The organism is Streptomyces sp. NPDC001415 (assembly GCF_053597395.1).
The window spans coordinates 14,289-30,586 of record NZ_JBSFIE010000043.1; the positions used below are offsets into that span (position 1 = coordinate 14,289).

A 16,298-nucleotide genomic window follows, 5' to 3' on the forward strand; every position below is an offset into this window, starting at 1 on the left:
TGGGAAGGGGATTGAGGACATGCGCGAGGTATTGGTCATCGGGGGCAACCGCTACTTCGGGAAGCGGCTCATCGCCCGGCTGCTCGCGGCCGGTGACCGGGTGTCGGTCCTGAACCGGGGCTCGGCGCCACCCCCACCGGGCGCGGTCCAGCTGATCGCCGACCGCGACGACGAGGCGTCCCTGGAGGCCGCACTCGGCGACCGCACTTTCGACGTCGTGGTCGACCAGGTCTGCTACACCCCGCGCCAGGCGGCGATCGCCCGCCGCGTCTTCGCCGGTCGCACCCCGCGCTATGTGATGACGTCGACGGTCGAGGTGTACGAGTACGAGGACTCCGCCGAGCCGGTCGGCGAGGACGTCGTCGACCCGACCACGGTCGTCGTCACGCCCCAACTCCCCTGGCAGGAGCCGGAGTTCGTCGCCGAGCACTACGGCGAGGGCAAGCGCCAGGCCGAGGCGGTGTTCGCCGCGGGATCCGGCTTCCCGTACGTCGCGGTGCGGGTGGCCCATGTCCTGGGCGGTGCCGACGACTTCACCGGGCGGCTCACGCATTACGCGGACCGGATCCGCGCCGGCGAGCCGGTCGCGGTGGCCGTGCCCAACCATCCGGCGACGTACATCGACGTCGAGGAGATCGCGGAGTTCCTGTTCTGGGTGACCCGGCAGGACTTCACCGGGCCGGTGAACGCCGCTTCGCACGGGCCGCTGACCACCGAGGACATCGTGGCCGCGGTGGCGGGAGCGCTGGGAGGCGGCCATCGCCCCGTGCGGTACCAGCCGGTGGAGGTCGGCACGGTCTCGCCGTTCTCCTTCGCCCGCTCGTACGGGATGGACACCTCCCGCGCCGCATCGCTCGGCTTCACCTTCTCCCACACCGACGACTGGCTGACGCGCGCCGTCACCGAGACCATGGGGGTCAACTGACATGCGGACACGGACACTTGGGCCGTACGAGGTCGGCGCGGTCGGCTACGGGGCGATGCCCCTGTCGATCGAGGGGCGGCCGGACGAGGCGCGGGCCCTCTCCACGGTGCACGCCGCGCTGGACACGGGCGTCACGCTCATCGACACCGCCGACTCCTACTACGCGCCGGGCGGCGAGCCGGGCCACAACGAGCTCCTCGTCGCCCGCGCCCTCGCCTCGTACGGCGGCGCCACCGATCATGTGCTGGTCGCGACCAAGGGCGGCCGGGGGCGCACCGCCGACGGCGGCTGGACGGTGGACGGCGACCCCGCCCATCTGCGGCGGGCCGCCGAGGCCTCGCTGAAGCGGCTCGGCGTCGAGGCGATCGGCCTCTACCAGTTGCACAAGCCGGATCCGGACGTCCCGTTCGCCGAATCCCTGGGCGCACTGCGGGAGTTGGCGGCGGAGGGCAAGATCCGTACGGTCGGGATCTCCAACGCCGACACGGGCCAGATCCGCGAGGCCAAGGCGGCCCTGGGCGACCTGCTCGTCTCCGTACAGAACCGCTATTCGCCCGCCGTACGCGACGGCGAGCCCGAGCTGCGGCTCTGCGCCGAGCTCGGGCTCGCCTATCTGCCGTGGAGCCCGCTGGGCGGGATCTCGCGCAGCGCGCTCGATGGTCCGGGCGGCCCGGAGGCCCGGTCCGCGTTCCATACGGTGGCCGAAGGCCGGGGCGTCAGCCCTCAACAGGTGGCGCTGGCCTGGCTGTTGACGCTGTCGCCGACGCTGATCCCGATCCCGGGGGCCAGCCGCCCCGAGTCGATACGGGATTCGGCGGGTGCGGCCGATCTCGTACTGACGGGGGCGGAGCTGGCTCTGCTGCCCTGAGTCACACCGACACGGGCTCGCGCTCCGAGCCGTCCGGAGCCTGCTCCTGCTGCGCGTCGCCCTTGCCGCGGCGCGGCAGCAGGACGGCGACCAGGACGGTTCCCACGCCCAGGATGACCGCGCCGATGAGGCTGGTGTGGGCGACCGCGTCGGAGAAGGCGGAGCCGACCGCGTGGCTCATCTGCTGGGCACCCGCGCCGAGTTGCTCGGCCTGGGCCTTGAGCTGGGCGGCCTGCTGCGGGGATCCGGCGTGCAGCGCCTGGGCGCCGAGCTGCTTGGCCTGCTCCCCGATGCCCTGGGCGACGGCGTATCCGGCGCCCACCGAGTCCTGCGCGGTGGCGAGCGCGGAAGCGGGCAGCTTCGTACCGGCGGTCGCGTCCGCGAGGTGCGAGGAGTAGGAGCTCGCGAGCACCGAGCCGAGGATGGCGATGCCGAGGGAGCCGCCGAGTTCGAGCGAGGTGTCGTTGACGGCGCCGCCGACGCCGAGCTCGGCCTCCGGGAAGGCGCCCATGATCGCGTCGGTGCAGGGCGACAGGGCGAGCCCGATGGCCACCCCGAGGATGATCAGCGGGGCGAGGAAGTCGCCGTATCCGGAACCGGCGTCGACGCGGGTGAGCAGCGCGAGCGCGACGGTTCCGGCGACCATGCCGGCGGTGACCGTGACCTTCATGCCGAGCCGGGGGGTGAGGAGACCGGTGAGCGCGGAGCCCACGAAGACCGCACCGGCCAGCGGCAGCATGCGGATGCCGGTCTCAAGGGGGGTGTAGCCGAGCACGAACTGGAGGTGCTGGGTGAGGTAGTAGAAGGCGCCGAAGACCGCGAGGAAGAAGAGCGCGACGGCGAGCAGCGAGCCGGAGAACATGCGGTGCGCGAAGCGGCGTACGTCCAGGACGGGCCGCGGGTGGCGCAGCTCCCACAGCACGAAGACCACGAAGCCGAGCCCGGCGACGACGGCGGCGGAGATCGCCTTGGCGTCCCAGCCGAAGTGCGGGCCCTGGATGATCATGTAGACGAGCGCGCCGACGGAGACGACCGAGAGCAGCCCGCCGACGTAGTCGATGCGGTCGTGGTGGGCGGCCTTCGACGGCGGTACGAGGACGAACGCGCCCAGGACCGCGAGCAGCGCGATGGGCACGTTGATCAGGAACGTCGAGGCCCAGCCGTGGTTCTCCAGAAGCGCACCGGCAACCAAGGGACCGGCGGCGATGGCGATTCCGGCGGTGGCGGTCCACAGCAGAATCGCCTTGGCGCGCTCCGCGCGCGGGAACGTCGAGGCGAGCAGCGACAGGGTCGCCGGCATGATCAGCGCGGCGCCGACGCCCATGACGGCGCGGGAGGCGATGACGCCCGTCGAGCTGTCGACGAGCGAGCCGGCCACCGAGGCGCCCGCGAAGACGAGCAGACCGAGCACGAGCGCGCCGCGCCGGCTGTACTTGTCGCCGATCGCGCCGAGCAGCAGCATCAGCGCGGCGTACGGGACGGTGTAGCCGTCGATGACCCACTGGAGGTCGGAGCTGCTGAGGCCCAGGTCCTTGGTCATGTCGGGCGCGGCGACGGTGAGGGCGGTGTTCGCCATCACGATGATCAGCAGGCTGAGGCAGAGCACGAGCAGCGCCCACCAGCGCCGCCGGTAGGGCGCCCCCATCTTCTCGACGGGCTGGTTGATGACGAGACCCACGACGTCTCACCCTTCCTCGGTCTTGCTTTCCCGGGGAGGCCTGGCGGCCCCCGGGCCCCACAGGGGCAGATCCACTTGCACATCACTGTGCAATTACACACTGGTGTGCAATTTACGCCCCTGCACGCCGCTGTGCAAAATGGGGGCGTGACTGCTACCCCTGCCGCCCCCTCGGGGGGCCGCGCCGACGCGAATCGCCGCCGCATCATGGAGGTGGCCTTCGCCGAGCTGGTCCACGACCCGGACGCGTCGATGGACCAGATCGCCCGGGCGGCCGGTGTCGTACGGCGCACGGTGTACGGGCATTTCCCCAGCCGGGACGCGCTGATCGCGGCACTGGTCGACGAGGCGGCGGAGACCGTCGCGGACGCGCACCGCGAGGGGCGCGAAGGCGTCACCGACCCGGCCGAGGCGCTCGCGCGGGCCACCCTCGCGGTGTGGGCGATCGCCGACCGCTACCGGCTCCTGGTGGCCCTGGCCCAGCGGAGCGTCACGATGGCGGGCATCAAGCAGCGCCTGGCCCCGGTCCGCAAGGAGTGCGTGGACCTCCTCCAACTCGGCCTGCGCGAAGGGGTGTTCACGTCTCCACTCCCCCCGGCAGCGCTTGCCTACGTGCACGAGCAGTCCCTGTTCGGCCTGATGGAGGCGGTCAACGAGGGCGCTCTGCCCGCCTCGGACGCGGGCCGCTCGGCGGCGACGACCCTGCTGCTCTCGGCGGGAGTCCCGGCGGACCGCACGGCGGAAGTGGTGGCGGCGGCGCTCACGCGGTAGCCACGTGGGCCCCGGGCCGGGCTCGCGGCGACCGAGTGCCCCACCACAGGGGGTTCTCCGGCTGCGGCGGCGATGACGGCGAGGACGAGCGGCCGCACCGCTCCACCGTCTTTCAGGCTCCACTGAATCTGTAGCGAGCGCGTAGCCCGTGGGGCGAGAGTGACGCCACGTCAACCGCCACTCTCCCCCACGGAGTTCAGAATGCGCCGTCGTACCGCCCTGAGCATGACCGCGACCGCGGCACTCGCTCTCGCCGCCCTCGCCACCGCCCCGGCCGAGGCCACCCCGGCCGACAAGGCGCAGGTGCTCGCCTCCTTCACACAGACCAGCGCGACCAGCTCGAACGCGTTCCAGGCCGCCCGCAACGACCAGTCCCGCTGGTCCGCGTACGGCTTCAACTGGTCGACGGACTACTGCTCCAAGTCCCCCGACAACCCCTTCGGCTTCCCCTTCAAGCTGTCGTGCGCCCGCCACGACTTCGGGTACCGCAACTACAAGGCGGCGGGCCAGTTCCCCGCCAACAAGGCCCGCATAGACAGCGCCCTGTACGAGGACCTCAAGCGCGTGTGCAACGCGTACAGCGGCGCGAAGAAGGCGTCGTGCGACGCGACGGCGTGGACGTACTACGAGGCAGTGAAGAACCTCGGCAGCTGACCGTTCCATTTAAGTGATCAGGAGTGAGTCTTGTACCCATACCTGGTCACTGCGGACATCCCGACCGGTTTTGGATGTCCGACTGGTTGCCGCGTTCCGGTGTTCTCCGTTCGGGCGCGCGCATCGGTGCACGTTCCGTGACGGGTGGGCGGGTTTCCTCACGCCCCCGGGTGCCCGGTCCGGCCTGGACGGTCCGATGCCCCGCAGCATCACTCTGGTGCTGCGGGGGCGGTGTCGTCCGTCGCCGGATCGGGTGGCCGAGGGCGCGTCGCCCGATCGCGATGCCGGCGGCATAGTGACGGGACATTATGCGGCGGGGCGTCCGCACTGGCTTGCGCCAGTGCTGGCCTGCTTTCCGAACCCTGCCCGGCCCGCGTCCCCCGGCTCGACCGTCCGGTCACCGGGGGTCGCATCCTGCCCGCGCCGCCGGACGGCGACAAGGCTCGCCCCTCCTATCGCCAGAACCGCGCTTCCAGCCGACCGCCCCGGCTCTCCGCGACGCGAAGCGCGTCAACGAGGCACTCCGACAGCCGCACAGCGGCGAACCGGAGTTCGGCGGCGGTCGCGGACGGGGCCGCGATCAACGGGCGGGCACACTCGACCACTTCGGCCGCCATTCCGAGCTGCACGGCCTCCATCCGGTCAGCCACGCGCGAGACGTATCCGTGCCCGTCAGTGCTCAGGTAACACGGCTTTCCGTCAGGCCCTGTCCACGGAAGCAGTCTCGCAGCCGTGGAAGCGAGGCCCCCCTCGCATTCATCCTTCGACCGTTCTTCTCCGGCCTGGGACACGATGCACCACCGCCTTGATCCGATGCCGTACGATCGCCGAGAAACGTAGCGCTATTCACAAAAAGCAGCAAGGTTGAGCCAGGGTGTGACCACCTGTGAGTCGCTTAACGTAGGCAAGCGGTACCGTCACCGGTAAGTCATCCGTGGGAGGTCGCCTTGGGCGCCGACGAGTGGGTCAGTAGCTCGATGCCGTATCTGGCTCCGCACAGCCAGTCCGCAACCGATGCCTGGGGTGCCGAGGCTGCCGCCCGAGGCGGCACGGGGCGTCAGCGCATCGTCCACGCCGGGGAAGTGGCGGCTCCGGCCGAGGTCGCGGATGCTTTCGGAGGAGCCGAGGGGATGCGGGTCGTGGTACGGCGCAGAGTGATGTACCTCGACGACCTGCCCTGCGAACTGACTGACAGCTACTACCCGTTGGAGATCGCCCGGGGCACTGCGCTCGCCCGCACCGCCAAGATTGCCGGTGGCGCGGTGCGGCTCCTGGCCGAGCTCGGCCACACGGGCGTCCGGGTTCGCGAGGACGTGATCGCGGCGCTGCCCGACGACGAGACCCAGGAGGTCCTCCGGCTCGGACCGACCGAACCCGTCCTGCGGCTCACCCGCACCACCATGGACGCGGACGACCGGCCCGTCCAGGTCGACATGATGACGATGCCCGCCCGCCTTCAGCGCCTGCGCTACGAGATCAAGGTCGGATGACTGTGGCCGCTGCCGAACCGGACGCGCACGACTCGCGCTCCCTCCACGAGCGGATCGCCGCCGACCTCCGAGACGAAATCATGAACGGTGACATGGCGCCGGGGAGCCCGTTGCCCTCAACCGTCCGCCTCAAGGAGCGGTTCGGCGCGTCGAGCGCGACCGTACAGAAAGCTCTGCAACTCCTCAAGGGCGAGCGCCTGGTCGTCGGACGCGCTGGGGCGGCGGTCACCGTACGGGAACACCGCCAGCGGACGATCCGGCCCGCGTCTTCCCTGGCCGCCGCCCGTTCCGGCGAACCGCACCCATGGCTCGCCCAGGCAGCCAAGCACGGCACACGGGCCGCCTCCCAGTTGCTGGAGGTCGCGGAGGCGGTGCCGCCCTCGGATGTACGCGCCGCCCTGGGCCTCCCCGACGACGGCACAGCAGTGCTCCGCCGCCAGTTGCTCACGATCGACGACGAGCCCGCCGAACTGGTCGCCTCCTACTACCCGTTGGAGATCGCAGCAGGAACGGCGATGGCCGAACGTCGGCGTATCTCCGGCGGAACGCCGACCCTCCTCACCGAGCTGGGCCACCCGCCCCGGCTCAGCGTGGACCGGGTTTCGGCACGTATGCCGACCCGGGAGCAGTGCCGGGCGCTTCGTCTCCCCGGCAATCTCCCCGTGCTCCGCACCCTGCGCGTCGTGTACAGCGACGACCAGCGCCCCGTCGAGGCCGGCGTCCTGGTCAAGGCGGGGCACCTTTACGAGGTGCAGTACGAGTACGCGCCCGGTTGCGAGTGCTGACCCGGGCCCCCGCCCCGCCGGGGCAGCACTCGCAACCGTCACTCGCGCGGTCGATATTCTCAAGCAGACACGGGGGAGGCCGACTTCGGATCGTCCCACTGCTCCGTGGCCTCCGCCTCCCCCACCGTCAGCATCCGCTCGTCGAACGGGAGGCGGCCCGCCAGGACCTCCCCGACCCGAACCTTGTCGATCTCCTTCGTCCACGTGCCGACCAGCACGCACGCCACCGCGTTGCCCGCGAAGTTGGTCAGAGCCCGCGCCTCGCTCATGAAGCGGTCGATGCCGACGATCAGGCCGACTCCGTCGACCAGTTCGGGGCGGTGCGACTGGAGGCCGCCCGCCAGCGTTGCGAGGCCCGCGCCCGTGACGCCCGCCGCGCCCTTCGAGGCGATGATCATGAAGAGGAGCAGCGAGATCTGCTCGCTCGCACCCAGCGGCTTGCCCATCGCGTTCGCGATGAACAGCGAGGACATCGTCAGGTAGATAGCGGTGCCGTCCAGGTTGAACGAGTAGCCCGTCGGCACCGTGATGCCGGCCACCGAGCGGCTGACCCCGAGGTGCTCCATCTTCGCGATGAGCCGGGGCAGCGCCGACTCCGACGAGGACGTGGACAGGATCAGCAGGAACTCCCTGGCCAGGTACTTCAGGAGGCTGAAGATGTTCACGCCGGTCATCAGCTTCAGGATCGCCCCCAACACCAGGAACACGAACAGCGCGCACGTGATGTAGAAGCCGATCATGATGACCGCGAGGGCCTTGAGGGCGTCCAGGCCGGTCTCGCCGACCACCCCCGCGATCGCGCCGAACGCGCCGATGGGCGCGACCCACATCACCATCGCCAGGATGCGGAAGACGAGTCGCTGGATGTGCTCGACGCCGCGCAGCACCGGCTGCCCGGCCGAGCCGAGCGCCTGGAGGGCGAAGCCCGCGAGCAGGGCGATCAGGAGGGTCTGGAGGACCTGGCCCTCGGTGAAGGCCGACACCATGGTTTTCGGGATGATGCCGAGCAGGAAGTCCGCCGTCGACTCGCTGGCGCCTGCCGCCTGCTTGGCTCCCGCGTGCCGCGCCGCCTCCGTCAGGTGCAGGCCGGAGCCGGGCTCCAGGATGTTGCCGACCAGGAGGCCGATGGCGAGCGCGACCGTCGACATGACCAGGAAGTAGCCGAGCGCGAGCCCGCCCACGGCGCCGACCTTGGCCGCCTTGCGCACCGATCCGACGCCGAGCACGATCGTGCAGAAGATGATGGGCGAGATCATCATCTTGATCAGGTTCACGAACCCGGTGCCGATCGGCTTCAGCTCGACGGCGACCCCCGGCGCCGCGAAGCCCACGATGATGCCGAGTACCACGGCGCCGATCACGGCCAGGTAGAGATAGTGGGTGCGTTCCCGGCGCGCGGGCGGCTCTGCCACGGGGTCCACGGGGTTCCTCCTAGATTGCGGCTGCGGCTGGCGGCCATGTCCCGATGGCCGATTCAGCGATGCCCGCGACTATCCAGCACTCTGTGACGCCGGTCACCCTTACGTGCGTTTCGTTCATACAGATCCAGCCAGCACACTGAGCCCATGCGTCTCCCCGGACCTCGCTCCCTCGCCGGTCAGCTCTTCGCCATGCAGGTGGTGCTCGTCGCCGCGGTCGTGGCGGGGTGCGCGCTCTTCTCGTACGTCACCGACCGGCACCAGGCCGAGGAGACGGCGCGGCGCCAGGCCGTCGCGACCGCGACCTCCGTCGCCGCCTCGCCCGCGGTCGTCGAGGCGGCTCGCGGCAAGAACCCCTCGGCCGCCCTCCAGCCGTACGCGGAGACGCTGCGCACCACGACCGGCGTCGACTTCGTCGTGGTCATGGCCCCGGACGGGACCCGCTGGACGCACCCCGTGCCGGGCGAGATCGGCAGGAAGTACCTCGGCGACACCGCCCCGGCGCTGCGCGGGAAGACGTTCACCGAGACGCACATGGGGGTGCTCGGGCCTTCCGTACGGGTCGTGGCGCCGGTCCGGGACCTGAATGATCATGGCCGGATCACGGCGCTCGTCAGCGCGGGGATCACCATCGACAAGATCAGCGAGCAGGTGCGCAAGCAGCTGATGGCACTCGCCGTCATGGCGGGCGGCGCGCTCGCGCTCGGCGGGGCCGGCACATACGTGATCAACGCGCGGCTGCGCCGCCACACGCACGGCATGAACGCCGCCGAGCTGAGCCGCATGCACGACTACCACCAGGCCACCCTGCACGCCGTGCGCGAGGGGTTGCTCATGCTCGACGGGGAGCGGCGGATCGCGCTGATCAACGACGGCGGGCGCGAGCTGCTCGGTCTCGGCGAGGACGCGGTGGGCCGCCCGGTGGCCGAGCTCGGCCTGCCCGCCACGCTCGCCGGCGCGCTGCTCGCCTCCGAGCCGAGGGTGGACGAGGTCCATATGACGGCCGACCGGATCGTGGTCCTCAACACCCGGCCGGTCTCCTCCGCAGGGCGGCGCGGCACTGTGGTGACCCTGCGCGATCACACCGAACTCCAGGCACTGTCGGGCGAGTTGGACTCGGAGCGCGGGTTCACGCAGGCGCTGCGGGCGCAGGCGCACGAGGCCGCGAACCGGCTGCACACGGTGGTCTCGCTCATCGAGCTTGGCCGCGTCGAGGAGGCCGTGGAGTTCGCGACCGCCGAGCTGGAGCTGGCCCAGGCGCTCACCGACCAGGTGGTCACGGCGGTCGGCGAACCGGTCCTGGCGGCGCTGCTCCTCGGCAAGGCGGCGCAGGCCAACGAGCAGGGCGTGGAGCTGGTCCTCACCGAGGGCAGCGCGGTCGGCGACGGCCTGCTGCCCGTCACGCTGCCCGCCCGCGATCTGGTCACCGTGCTCGGCAACCTGATCGACAACGCGGTGGACGCGGCGCAGGGCAGCGCCGCCGCCGAGGTCGCCGTCACGCTGACCACCGAGGACGGGCAGCTCCTGGTGCGGGTCGCGGACAGCGGGCCCGGCGTCGATCCGGCCGCCGCCGAGGCCGTGTTCGAGCGGGGGTGGTCGACGAAGAGCCCGGGGCGCGGCCTCGGCCTTGCCCTGGTGCGGCTCGCCGCGGCCCGGCACGGCGGCACGATCGCACTGGATCAAGGTCCGTACGGGGGCGCCGAGTTCACCGTACGGCTGCCACTTGAGCAGGGAGTGCGCGCATGATCCGGGTGCTGGTCGTCGAGGACGATCCCGTCGCCGCCGAGGCGCACCGGCTCTATGTGGACCGGGTGCCCGGCTTCACCGCCGTCGCGGTGGCGCACTCGCGGGCCGAGGCACTGCGCGCCCTGGAGCGGACCGAGGTGGACCTGCTGCTGCTCGACCTGTACCTGCCGGACGGCCACGGCCTCCAGCTCGTACGGTCGCTGCGGGCGGCCGGGCACAGCGCCGACGTCGTCGCGGTGACCTCGGCCCGGGATCTGACGATGGTGCGCGAGGGCGTCTCGCTCGGGGTCGTCCAGTACGTGCTGAAGCCGTTCACCTTCCCCACGCTGCGCGACCGGCTCGTGCGGTACGCCGAGTTCCGGGCGACGGTCGGGGAGGCGAGCGGGCAGGAGGAGGTCGACCGGGCGCTCGCCGCGCTGCGTGCCCCGCAGCCCTCCGCGCTCCCCAAGGGCCTGAGCGCGCCCACCCTCCAGGCCGTCACGCGGACGCTGCGCGAGGCGCCGGAAGGGGTGACGGCCGCCGAGACCGGCCTGGCCGTCGGTATCTCGCGGATCACCGCGCGCCGCTATCTGGAGCACCTGGTCACCACCGGCCGCGCCGAGCGCACCCCGCAGTACGGCCAGATCGGCCGGCCCGAGTTGCAGTACCGATGGCTCAACTCCTCGCGCGGCCAAGGCAGTTGACAAGGTCGTCAGGCGGTGGGGGCGGGGTTGACCTTGCCACCGGGCGCCCTTACGTTCACCGGGCAGCCATGTGCGGCCGTGGCCATGGCCGCACGCCTGGCCAGAGGAGGTCGTGCCCGTGCGCCCCACCGCCCCCGCCGCAGACTCCGTATCCCGAACCCGCCCGGCCGGGTGTCGCTCCCGGCTCCCTCTGACCCTCGCCGCCGCCCTCGCCGCCGGAGCCCTCACCGGTTGCGGCGGCGGCTCGGGCAGTGACGCGAACACCGTGCAGATCGCGTACAACCGCTCCACCGACAACAAGATCCGCTTCAAGGACGCGTTCCTGGAGGACGTCAAGAAGCAGTTCGAGCGGGAGCACCCCGGCAAGAAGGTCAAACTGGTGCCGATCCAGGCCGCCGACAACGACTACGCGGCCAAGGTCCAGCAGATGATGCGCTCCCCGAAGACGGCGCCGGACCTGGTGTACGAGGACACGTTCCGCATCAACTCCGACATCGGGGCGGGCTATCTGCGCCCGCTGGACGACCATCTGGCCAAGTGGGACATGTGGGGCCAGTTCGTCGACACCGCGAAGGCGGCCGCCCGGGCCGAGGACGGCAAGACGTACGGGGTGCCGGACGGCACGGACACCCGGGGCCTGTGGTTCAACAAGGAGATCTTCGCGAAGGCGGGCCTGCCCGCGAACTGGCAGCCCAAGAACTGGGCGGAGCTCCTGGACGCCGCCCGCACCGTGAAGCGGAAGGTCCCCGGCGTCATCCCGCTCAACGTCTACACGGGCAAGGCGGCCGGCGAGGCGGCGGCCATGCAGGGCTTCGAGATGCTGCTCTACGGGACGGGCGAGAACCCGTTGTACGACCCCGGCTCGAAGAAGTGGGTGTCGGGCTCGCAGGGCTTCAAGGACGCCCTCGACTTCGTACGGACGGTGTACGCGGAGAAGCTCGGGCCGGATCCGTCCGACGCGCTCGACCCCAATGTGGGCACACACCTGGCGACGGACTGGATGCCGAACGGCAAGCTGGCGATCGCGCTCGACGGCTCCTGGCTCGGCCAGAACTGGATCAACAAGGGCCCCAAGGAGTGGCCGGCCTGGTCGACCGCGCTCGGCCAGGCGCCGATGCCGACGCAGCACGGCCAGGCGCCGGGCAAGGTCTCCATGTCGGGCGGCTGGACCTGGGCGATCCCCGCGAAGGCGGGCAGCCCCGACCTCGCCTTCGACTTCGTCAAGACGATGCAGACGAAGGAGAACGCGGTGAAATGGGACGTGGCGGACGCCCAGATCGCGGTCCGGCGGGACGTGGCGGCCGACCCGACGTATCTGAACTCCATGCCCGGCATCACCTTCTTCACGGGCCTGGTCCCCTACACCCACTACCGGCCCGCGCTGCCCGTCTATCCGCAGGTGTCGACGGCGATCGGCGAGGCGATGGAGTCGGTGACGACCGGCGGCTCGGCGGCCTCGGCCGCGAAGGCGTACGACGACCAGCTCAAGTCGATGGCGCGGTGAGGCAGTTGAGCGCCTCGACGGCCGCGACGGGCAGGCGGCGGGCCCGTGCCGTGCGCTGGCTGCCGATCGCACCCGCGACCCTGCTCCTGCTGCTTTTCCTGGCCGGGCCGATCGGCTACTGCGTGTACATCGCGTTCACGGACATGCAGCTGACCGGCTCTTCGGCGGTCGACTTCGTCGGCTTCGCGAACTTCCGGCGGGCGTTCGCCGACCCCGCGTTCCGCAACGCGGTGTGGCTCACCCTCGTCTTCACCGTCCTGTCCTCGCTGGTCGGCCAGAACACGCTGGGCCTGGCGCTCGCCGCGCTGATGCGGCGGGCCTCGCGCCCGGTGCGGACGGCGACGGGGGCGCTGGTGATCACGGCCTGGGTGCTGCCGGAGATCGTGGCGGCCTTCCTCCTGTACGCCTTCTTCCGGCGCGAGGGCACGCTGAACGCGATCCTCGGATGGCTCCATCTGCCCACCCAGAACTGGCTGTTCACGCTGCCGATCCTCGCGGTGTCGTTCGCGAACGTGTGGCGCGGCACCGCGTTCTCGATGCTGATCTACTCGGCCGCCCTCGCCGAGATCCCCCAGGACGTCGAGGAAGCCGCGGAGGTCGACGGGGCGAGCGGGGCGCGCCGGTTCTGGCACATCACGCTGCCGATGATCCGTCGCTCGATCGGCACCAACCTCATGCTCAACACCCTCCAGACGCTGTCCGTGTTCGGTCTGATCTGGGCGATGACCCGCGGCGGCCCGGGGGACCGCAGCCAGACGCTGCCCGTGTTCATGTACGACCAGGCGTTCCTGAAGAGCCTGATCGGCTACGGCACCGCGGTCGCGCTGCTCCTGCTCCTGGTCGGCTCGCTGTTCTCGGTGGTCTATCTGAGGCTGATGAAGGTGGACGTATGAGGGCGAGCCGATCGCGGCGCCGCACCCGGCAGCGGCTCGCCGCGGACGCGGCGCTGCTCGCGGTGGCGGCGGCCTTCGCGGTGCCGCTGCTCTGGCTGCTGCTCGCGTCCGTCGACACCCAGGCCGATCTGCGGGTACGGGTCCCGGGCTCGGCCACCCCTGACAACTTCTCGGCGGTCCTGACTCCCGACATCACGTTCACGCCGATGCTCAACAGCCTTCTGCTGTGCGGGAGTTCGACCCTGCTCACGGTGGCGTGCGCGGCCCTCGCGGCGTACCCCCTCTCGCGCTACCGCTCGCGCCTGGCCCGCCCGTACCTGCTGACGATCCTGTTCACGACGTGTCTGCCGATCACGGCGATCATGGTTCCGGTGTACGGGCTCTTCGTGCGGGTGAACCTCGTCGACACGATGTACGGCACTGCGCTGTTCCTCGCCACCTCCCAACTCCCGTTCGCCATCTGGCTGATGAAGAACTTCATGGACGGGGTGCCGATCACCCTGGAGGAGGCCGCCTGGACGGACGGCGCCTCGATGCCGCAGACGCTGGTGCGGGTGGTGCTGCCGCTGATGGGCCCCGGCGTGACGGTCGTGACGATCTACACCTTCATCATGCTGTGGGGGAACTTCTTCGTCCCCTTCATGCTGCTGCTCTCCCCCGACCGGCTCCCGGCCTCGGTCTCGATCTTCACGTTCTTCGGGAACTACGGCTCGGTGGTCTACGGCCAGCTCGCCGCGTTCTCGATCCTGTACTCGGCGCCGGTGCTCCTGCTGTACGTCCTGATCGCCCGGCGGCTCGGAGGAGGTTTCGCGCTGGCCGGGGCGGTGAAGGGTTAGCGGGGCGAGCACACGCTTATCCAACCCTTAAGTAACCCGGACGCCACTAAAACCGTACTTTCCTCCAATTCACCTTCTTTGGTGGAACACACCGTAGTCAGATGTCACTTACCGTCCTACGGTGTGCGCGTGCACCCCACCCCACCCTTCAACGCCCTCGCGGCCCGCCGACTGCGGGAAGCTCTGGGCATGGCCCCCGGCCACGTCGCCTACGGCATGCGCGCCCAGTACGGCCTCCTCGTGTCGCCCGACACCGTGATGGCGTGGGAGCGGGGGCTCGCGGCGCCCGAGGCAAGGGAGCTGACCGCGCTCGCCGGCGTCCTGTGGTGCTCCCCCGGCGATCTCATGGCGGCCGCCTCGACCCTGCGCGAGCACCGCCTCGCGCGCGGCCTGACCCTCGATGACATGGCCCGCCGGGTCGGTCTCGACGCCGGGGCGTACCGGCGCATGGAGGACGCGGGACGCTGGCGCGGCAACGAACGCCAGTCGGCGGCGCTCGCCGATCTGCTCCAGCTGCCGCTGCGCGACTACGTGACGGCCACCGGCCAGAACGCGGACCTCTCGGAGCTCCTGCGCAGCGCGGTGACGACGCGCTGGCAGGCCTATGTGAAGCCCACGGCGAAGCTGCTTCCGCTCTCCAAGCAGCATCTTGAGCAGGTGCTCGACCAGTTGCACACGGAGTACCAGGAGAAGATGGTCGGCACGCTGAACTGGGGCTCGGACAACGACACGGGCGACGCGGGCCGAGCCTTCCTGGACCGCATCGTGGACCGGTTCTGGGAACTGGCTCACGGTTGAGCGCGCGGGCGGAAGGGGACCTTCGACCCCCGGCATTGAGGGCCGAGGTCCCGCCGGGTCCGGCTAGAAGACCGACTCCGCCTCGTACATCCGGTTGTCCGGCACCGTCTTGAGCGTGGTCACCGCATGCGCCAGCGGGGCCATCACGATGTCCGTGCCGCGCAGCGCCGTCATGTTGCCGAAGTCGCCGCGGTGCACGGCCTCCACCGCGTGCCAGCCGAAGCGGGTCGCGAGCACGCGGTCGTACGCGGTCGGCACGCCGCCGCGCTGGACGTGGCCGAGGATGACCGGTCGGGCCTCCTTGCCCAGGCGCCGCTCCAGTTCGACGGCGAGCCGGTTGCCGATGCCGGCGAAGCGCTCATGGCCGTACTGGTCGATCGCGCCCTTCTCGTACGGCATCGAGCCCTCGGCGGGGTGCGCGCCCTCGGCGACGCAGATGACCGCGAACTTCTTGCCGCGCGCGAAGCGCTCCTCGACCATCTTGACCAGGTCGTCGACCTCGAAGAGCCGCTCGGGCAGGCAGATGCCGTGGGCGCCGCCGGCCATGCCGGACTCAAGCGCGATCCAGCCCGCGTGGCGGCCCATGACCTCGACGACCATGACGCGCTGGTGCGATTCGGCGGTGGTCTTGAGACGGTCGATGGCCTCGGTGGCCACGCCCACGGCGGTGTCGAAGCCGAAGGTGCGGTCCGTGGCGGAGATGTCGTTGTCGATGGTCTTCGGCACGCCGACCACGGGCATCCCCGCGTCGGACAGCATGCGGGCCGCGGTCAGCGTGCCCTCGCCGCCGATGGGGATGAGCGCGTCGATGCCGTAACGCTTCGCCAACTCGGCGCAGTTCTCGGACGCTTCGCGCAGCCGGTCGCGTTCCAGGCGGGCGGAGCCCAGGATGGTGCCGCCGCGGGCCAGGATGCCGCTCACCGCGTTGAGGTCGAGCGGCCGGAAGTGGCCGTCGAGCAGACCCTTGAACCCGTCCTCGAATCCGATGACTTCGTCGCCGTGGCCGACCACGGCTCGGTGCACGACCGACCGGATCACTGCGTTCAGGCCGGGGCAGTCGCCGCCTGCGGTGAGAACTCCGATGCGCATCGTGGTCAATCTCCTGCTTCGCTGGTCCAGGGACGTCACGCCCGAATCCCCCATAACGTGAGCAATTCAGATTGTCCCACGCACCCTGGGCCACCCGCCCATCCGGCTACTCCGACCATGATGGACCGAGAGCCTTCGGACCCTCCCGCCAGGCCTTTCG

The 16,298-nt window shown here is 70.7% G+C and carries 16 protein-coding genes and 1 pseudogene; 12 read left to right on the forward strand and 5 right to left on the reverse strand.

What is annotated here, in order from left to right; genetic code table 11:
• The first annotated feature begins 19 nt into the window (after positions 1-19).
• Together ACWC2B_RS34045 and ACWC2B_RS34050 are read left to right on the forward strand one after the other, a co-directional pair.
• Positions 20-925 (forward strand): NAD-dependent epimerase/dehydratase family protein, encoded by a 906-nt coding sequence (locus tag ACWC2B_RS34045; RefSeq protein ID WP_450723518.1) that lies wholly within the window; start codon positions 20-22, stop codon positions 923-925.
• A gap of 1 nt (position 926) precedes the next feature.
• Positions 927-1,793 carry an aldo/keto reductase gene (locus ACWC2B_RS34050; protein WP_450723520.1) on the forward strand — a complete coding sequence of 289 codons (867 nt, stop codon included), beginning with the start codon at positions 927-929 and terminating at the stop codon, positions 1,791-1,793.
• A gap of 1 nt (position 1,794) precedes the next feature.
• Here ACWC2B_RS34050 and ACWC2B_RS34055 read toward each other — a convergent pair whose 3' ends face one another.
• The gene (locus ACWC2B_RS34055; protein ID WP_450723577.1) at positions 1,795-3,438 is read right to left on the reverse strand and encodes an MFS transporter; all 1,644 of its coding nucleotides are present in this window, start codon (positions 3,436-3,438) and stop codon (positions 1,795-1,797) included.
• A 240-nt stretch (positions 3,439-3,678) separates the two neighbouring features.
• On the opposite strand from ACWC2B_RS34055, the gene ACWC2B_RS34060 reads away from it, so the two are divergent.
• Together ACWC2B_RS34060 and ACWC2B_RS34065 are read left to right on the forward strand one after the other, a co-directional pair.
• On the forward strand, positions 3,679-4,242 hold the full coding sequence (locus tag ACWC2B_RS34060; RefSeq protein WP_450723579.1) for a TetR/AcrR family transcriptional regulator: 564 nt from the start codon (positions 3,679-3,681) through the stop codon (positions 4,240-4,242).
• A gap of 201 nt (positions 4,243-4,443) precedes the next feature.
• Positions 4,444-4,896: a phospholipase gene (locus ACWC2B_RS34065; RefSeq protein ID WP_450723522.1), complete on the forward strand. Its 453-nt coding sequence runs from the start codon at positions 4,444-4,446 to the stop codon at positions 4,894-4,896.
• Positions 4,897-4,905: 9 nt separating this feature from the next.
• Here ACWC2B_RS34065 and ACWC2B_RS34070 read toward each other — a convergent pair.
• Both ACWC2B_RS34070 and ACWC2B_RS34075 read right to left on the reverse strand, forming a co-directional pair.
• Positions 4,906-5,242 (reverse strand): annotated as a pseudogene (locus tag ACWC2B_RS34070) (IS200/IS605 family accessory protein TnpB-related protein); the annotation flags it as partial.
• Positions 5,243-5,348: 106 nt separating this feature from the next.
• Positions 5,349-5,546 (reverse strand): hypothetical protein, encoded by a 198-nt coding sequence (locus ACWC2B_RS34075; protein WP_450723524.1) that lies wholly within the window; start codon positions 5,544-5,546, stop codon positions 5,349-5,351.
• A gap of 297 nt (positions 5,547-5,843) precedes the next feature.
• Here ACWC2B_RS34075 and ACWC2B_RS34080 point away from each other — a divergent pair, with 297 nt between their 5' ends.
• Positions 5,844-6,386, forward strand: a complete 543-nt coding sequence (locus tag ACWC2B_RS34080; protein ID WP_450723526.1) for a UTRA domain-containing protein — start codon at positions 5,844-5,846, stop codon at positions 6,384-6,386.
• Positions 6,383-7,171 (forward strand): GntR family transcriptional regulator, encoded by a 789-nt coding sequence (locus tag ACWC2B_RS34085; RefSeq protein ID WP_450723528.1) that lies wholly within the window; start codon positions 6,383-6,385, stop codon positions 7,169-7,171. Before ACWC2B_RS34080 ends, ACWC2B_RS34085 begins: the two co-directional genes overlap by 4 nt.
• Before the next feature lie 59 nt (positions 7,172-7,230).
• On the opposite strand, the gene ACWC2B_RS34090 is transcribed toward ACWC2B_RS34085, so the two are convergent.
• On the reverse strand, positions 7,231-8,583 hold the full coding sequence (locus ACWC2B_RS34090; protein ID WP_450723581.1) for a cation:dicarboxylate symporter family transporter: 1,353 nt from the start codon (positions 8,581-8,583) through the stop codon (positions 7,231-7,233).
• A 153-nt stretch (positions 8,584-8,736) separates the two neighbouring features.
• On the opposite strand from ACWC2B_RS34090, the gene ACWC2B_RS34095 reads away from it, so the two are divergent.
• The 6 genes from ACWC2B_RS34095 (at position 8,737) to ACWC2B_RS34120 (ending at position 15,049) form a co-directional block, all read left to right on the forward strand.
• Positions 8,737-10,335 carry a sensor histidine kinase gene (locus tag ACWC2B_RS34095; protein ID WP_450723530.1) on the forward strand — a complete coding sequence of 533 codons (1,599 nt, stop codon included), beginning with the start codon at positions 8,737-8,739 and terminating at the stop codon, positions 10,333-10,335.
• Positions 10,332-11,018, forward strand: coding sequence for a response regulator (locus ACWC2B_RS34100; protein WP_450723532.1), 687 nt, complete (start codon positions 10,332-10,334; stop codon positions 11,016-11,018). The genes ACWC2B_RS34095 and ACWC2B_RS34100 overlap by 4 nt, the downstream gene beginning before the upstream one ends.
• A 118-nt stretch (positions 11,019-11,136) precedes the next feature.
• Positions 11,137-12,522, forward strand: coding sequence for an extracellular solute-binding protein (locus tag ACWC2B_RS34105; protein ID WP_450723534.1), 1,386 nt, complete (start codon positions 11,137-11,139; stop codon positions 12,520-12,522).
• Between the two features lie 5 nt (positions 12,523-12,527).
• Positions 12,528-13,415: a carbohydrate ABC transporter permease gene (locus ACWC2B_RS34110; protein ID WP_450723536.1), complete on the forward strand. Its 888-nt coding sequence runs from the start codon at positions 12,528-12,530 to the stop codon at positions 13,413-13,415.
• A complete protein-coding gene (locus ACWC2B_RS34115; RefSeq protein WP_450723538.1) occupies positions 13,412-14,251 on the forward strand; it encodes a carbohydrate ABC transporter permease in 840 nt (279 codons plus the stop codon). Before ACWC2B_RS34110 ends, ACWC2B_RS34115 begins: the two co-directional genes overlap by 4 nt.
• Before the next feature lie 129 nt (positions 14,252-14,380).
• The gene (locus tag ACWC2B_RS34120) at positions 14,381-15,049 is read left to right on the forward strand and encodes a helix-turn-helix domain-containing protein (protein WP_450723540.1); all 669 of its coding nucleotides are present in this window, start codon (positions 14,381-14,383) and stop codon (positions 15,047-15,049) included.
• Between the two features lie 63 nt (positions 15,050-15,112).
• On the opposite strand, the gene ACWC2B_RS34125 is transcribed toward ACWC2B_RS34120, so the two are convergent.
• On the reverse strand, positions 15,113-16,138 hold the full coding sequence (locus ACWC2B_RS34125; RefSeq protein ID WP_189963778.1) for an ATP-dependent 6-phosphofructokinase: 1,026 nt from the start codon (positions 16,136-16,138) through the stop codon (positions 15,113-15,115).
• Positions 16,139-16,298: the final 160 nt, after the last annotated feature.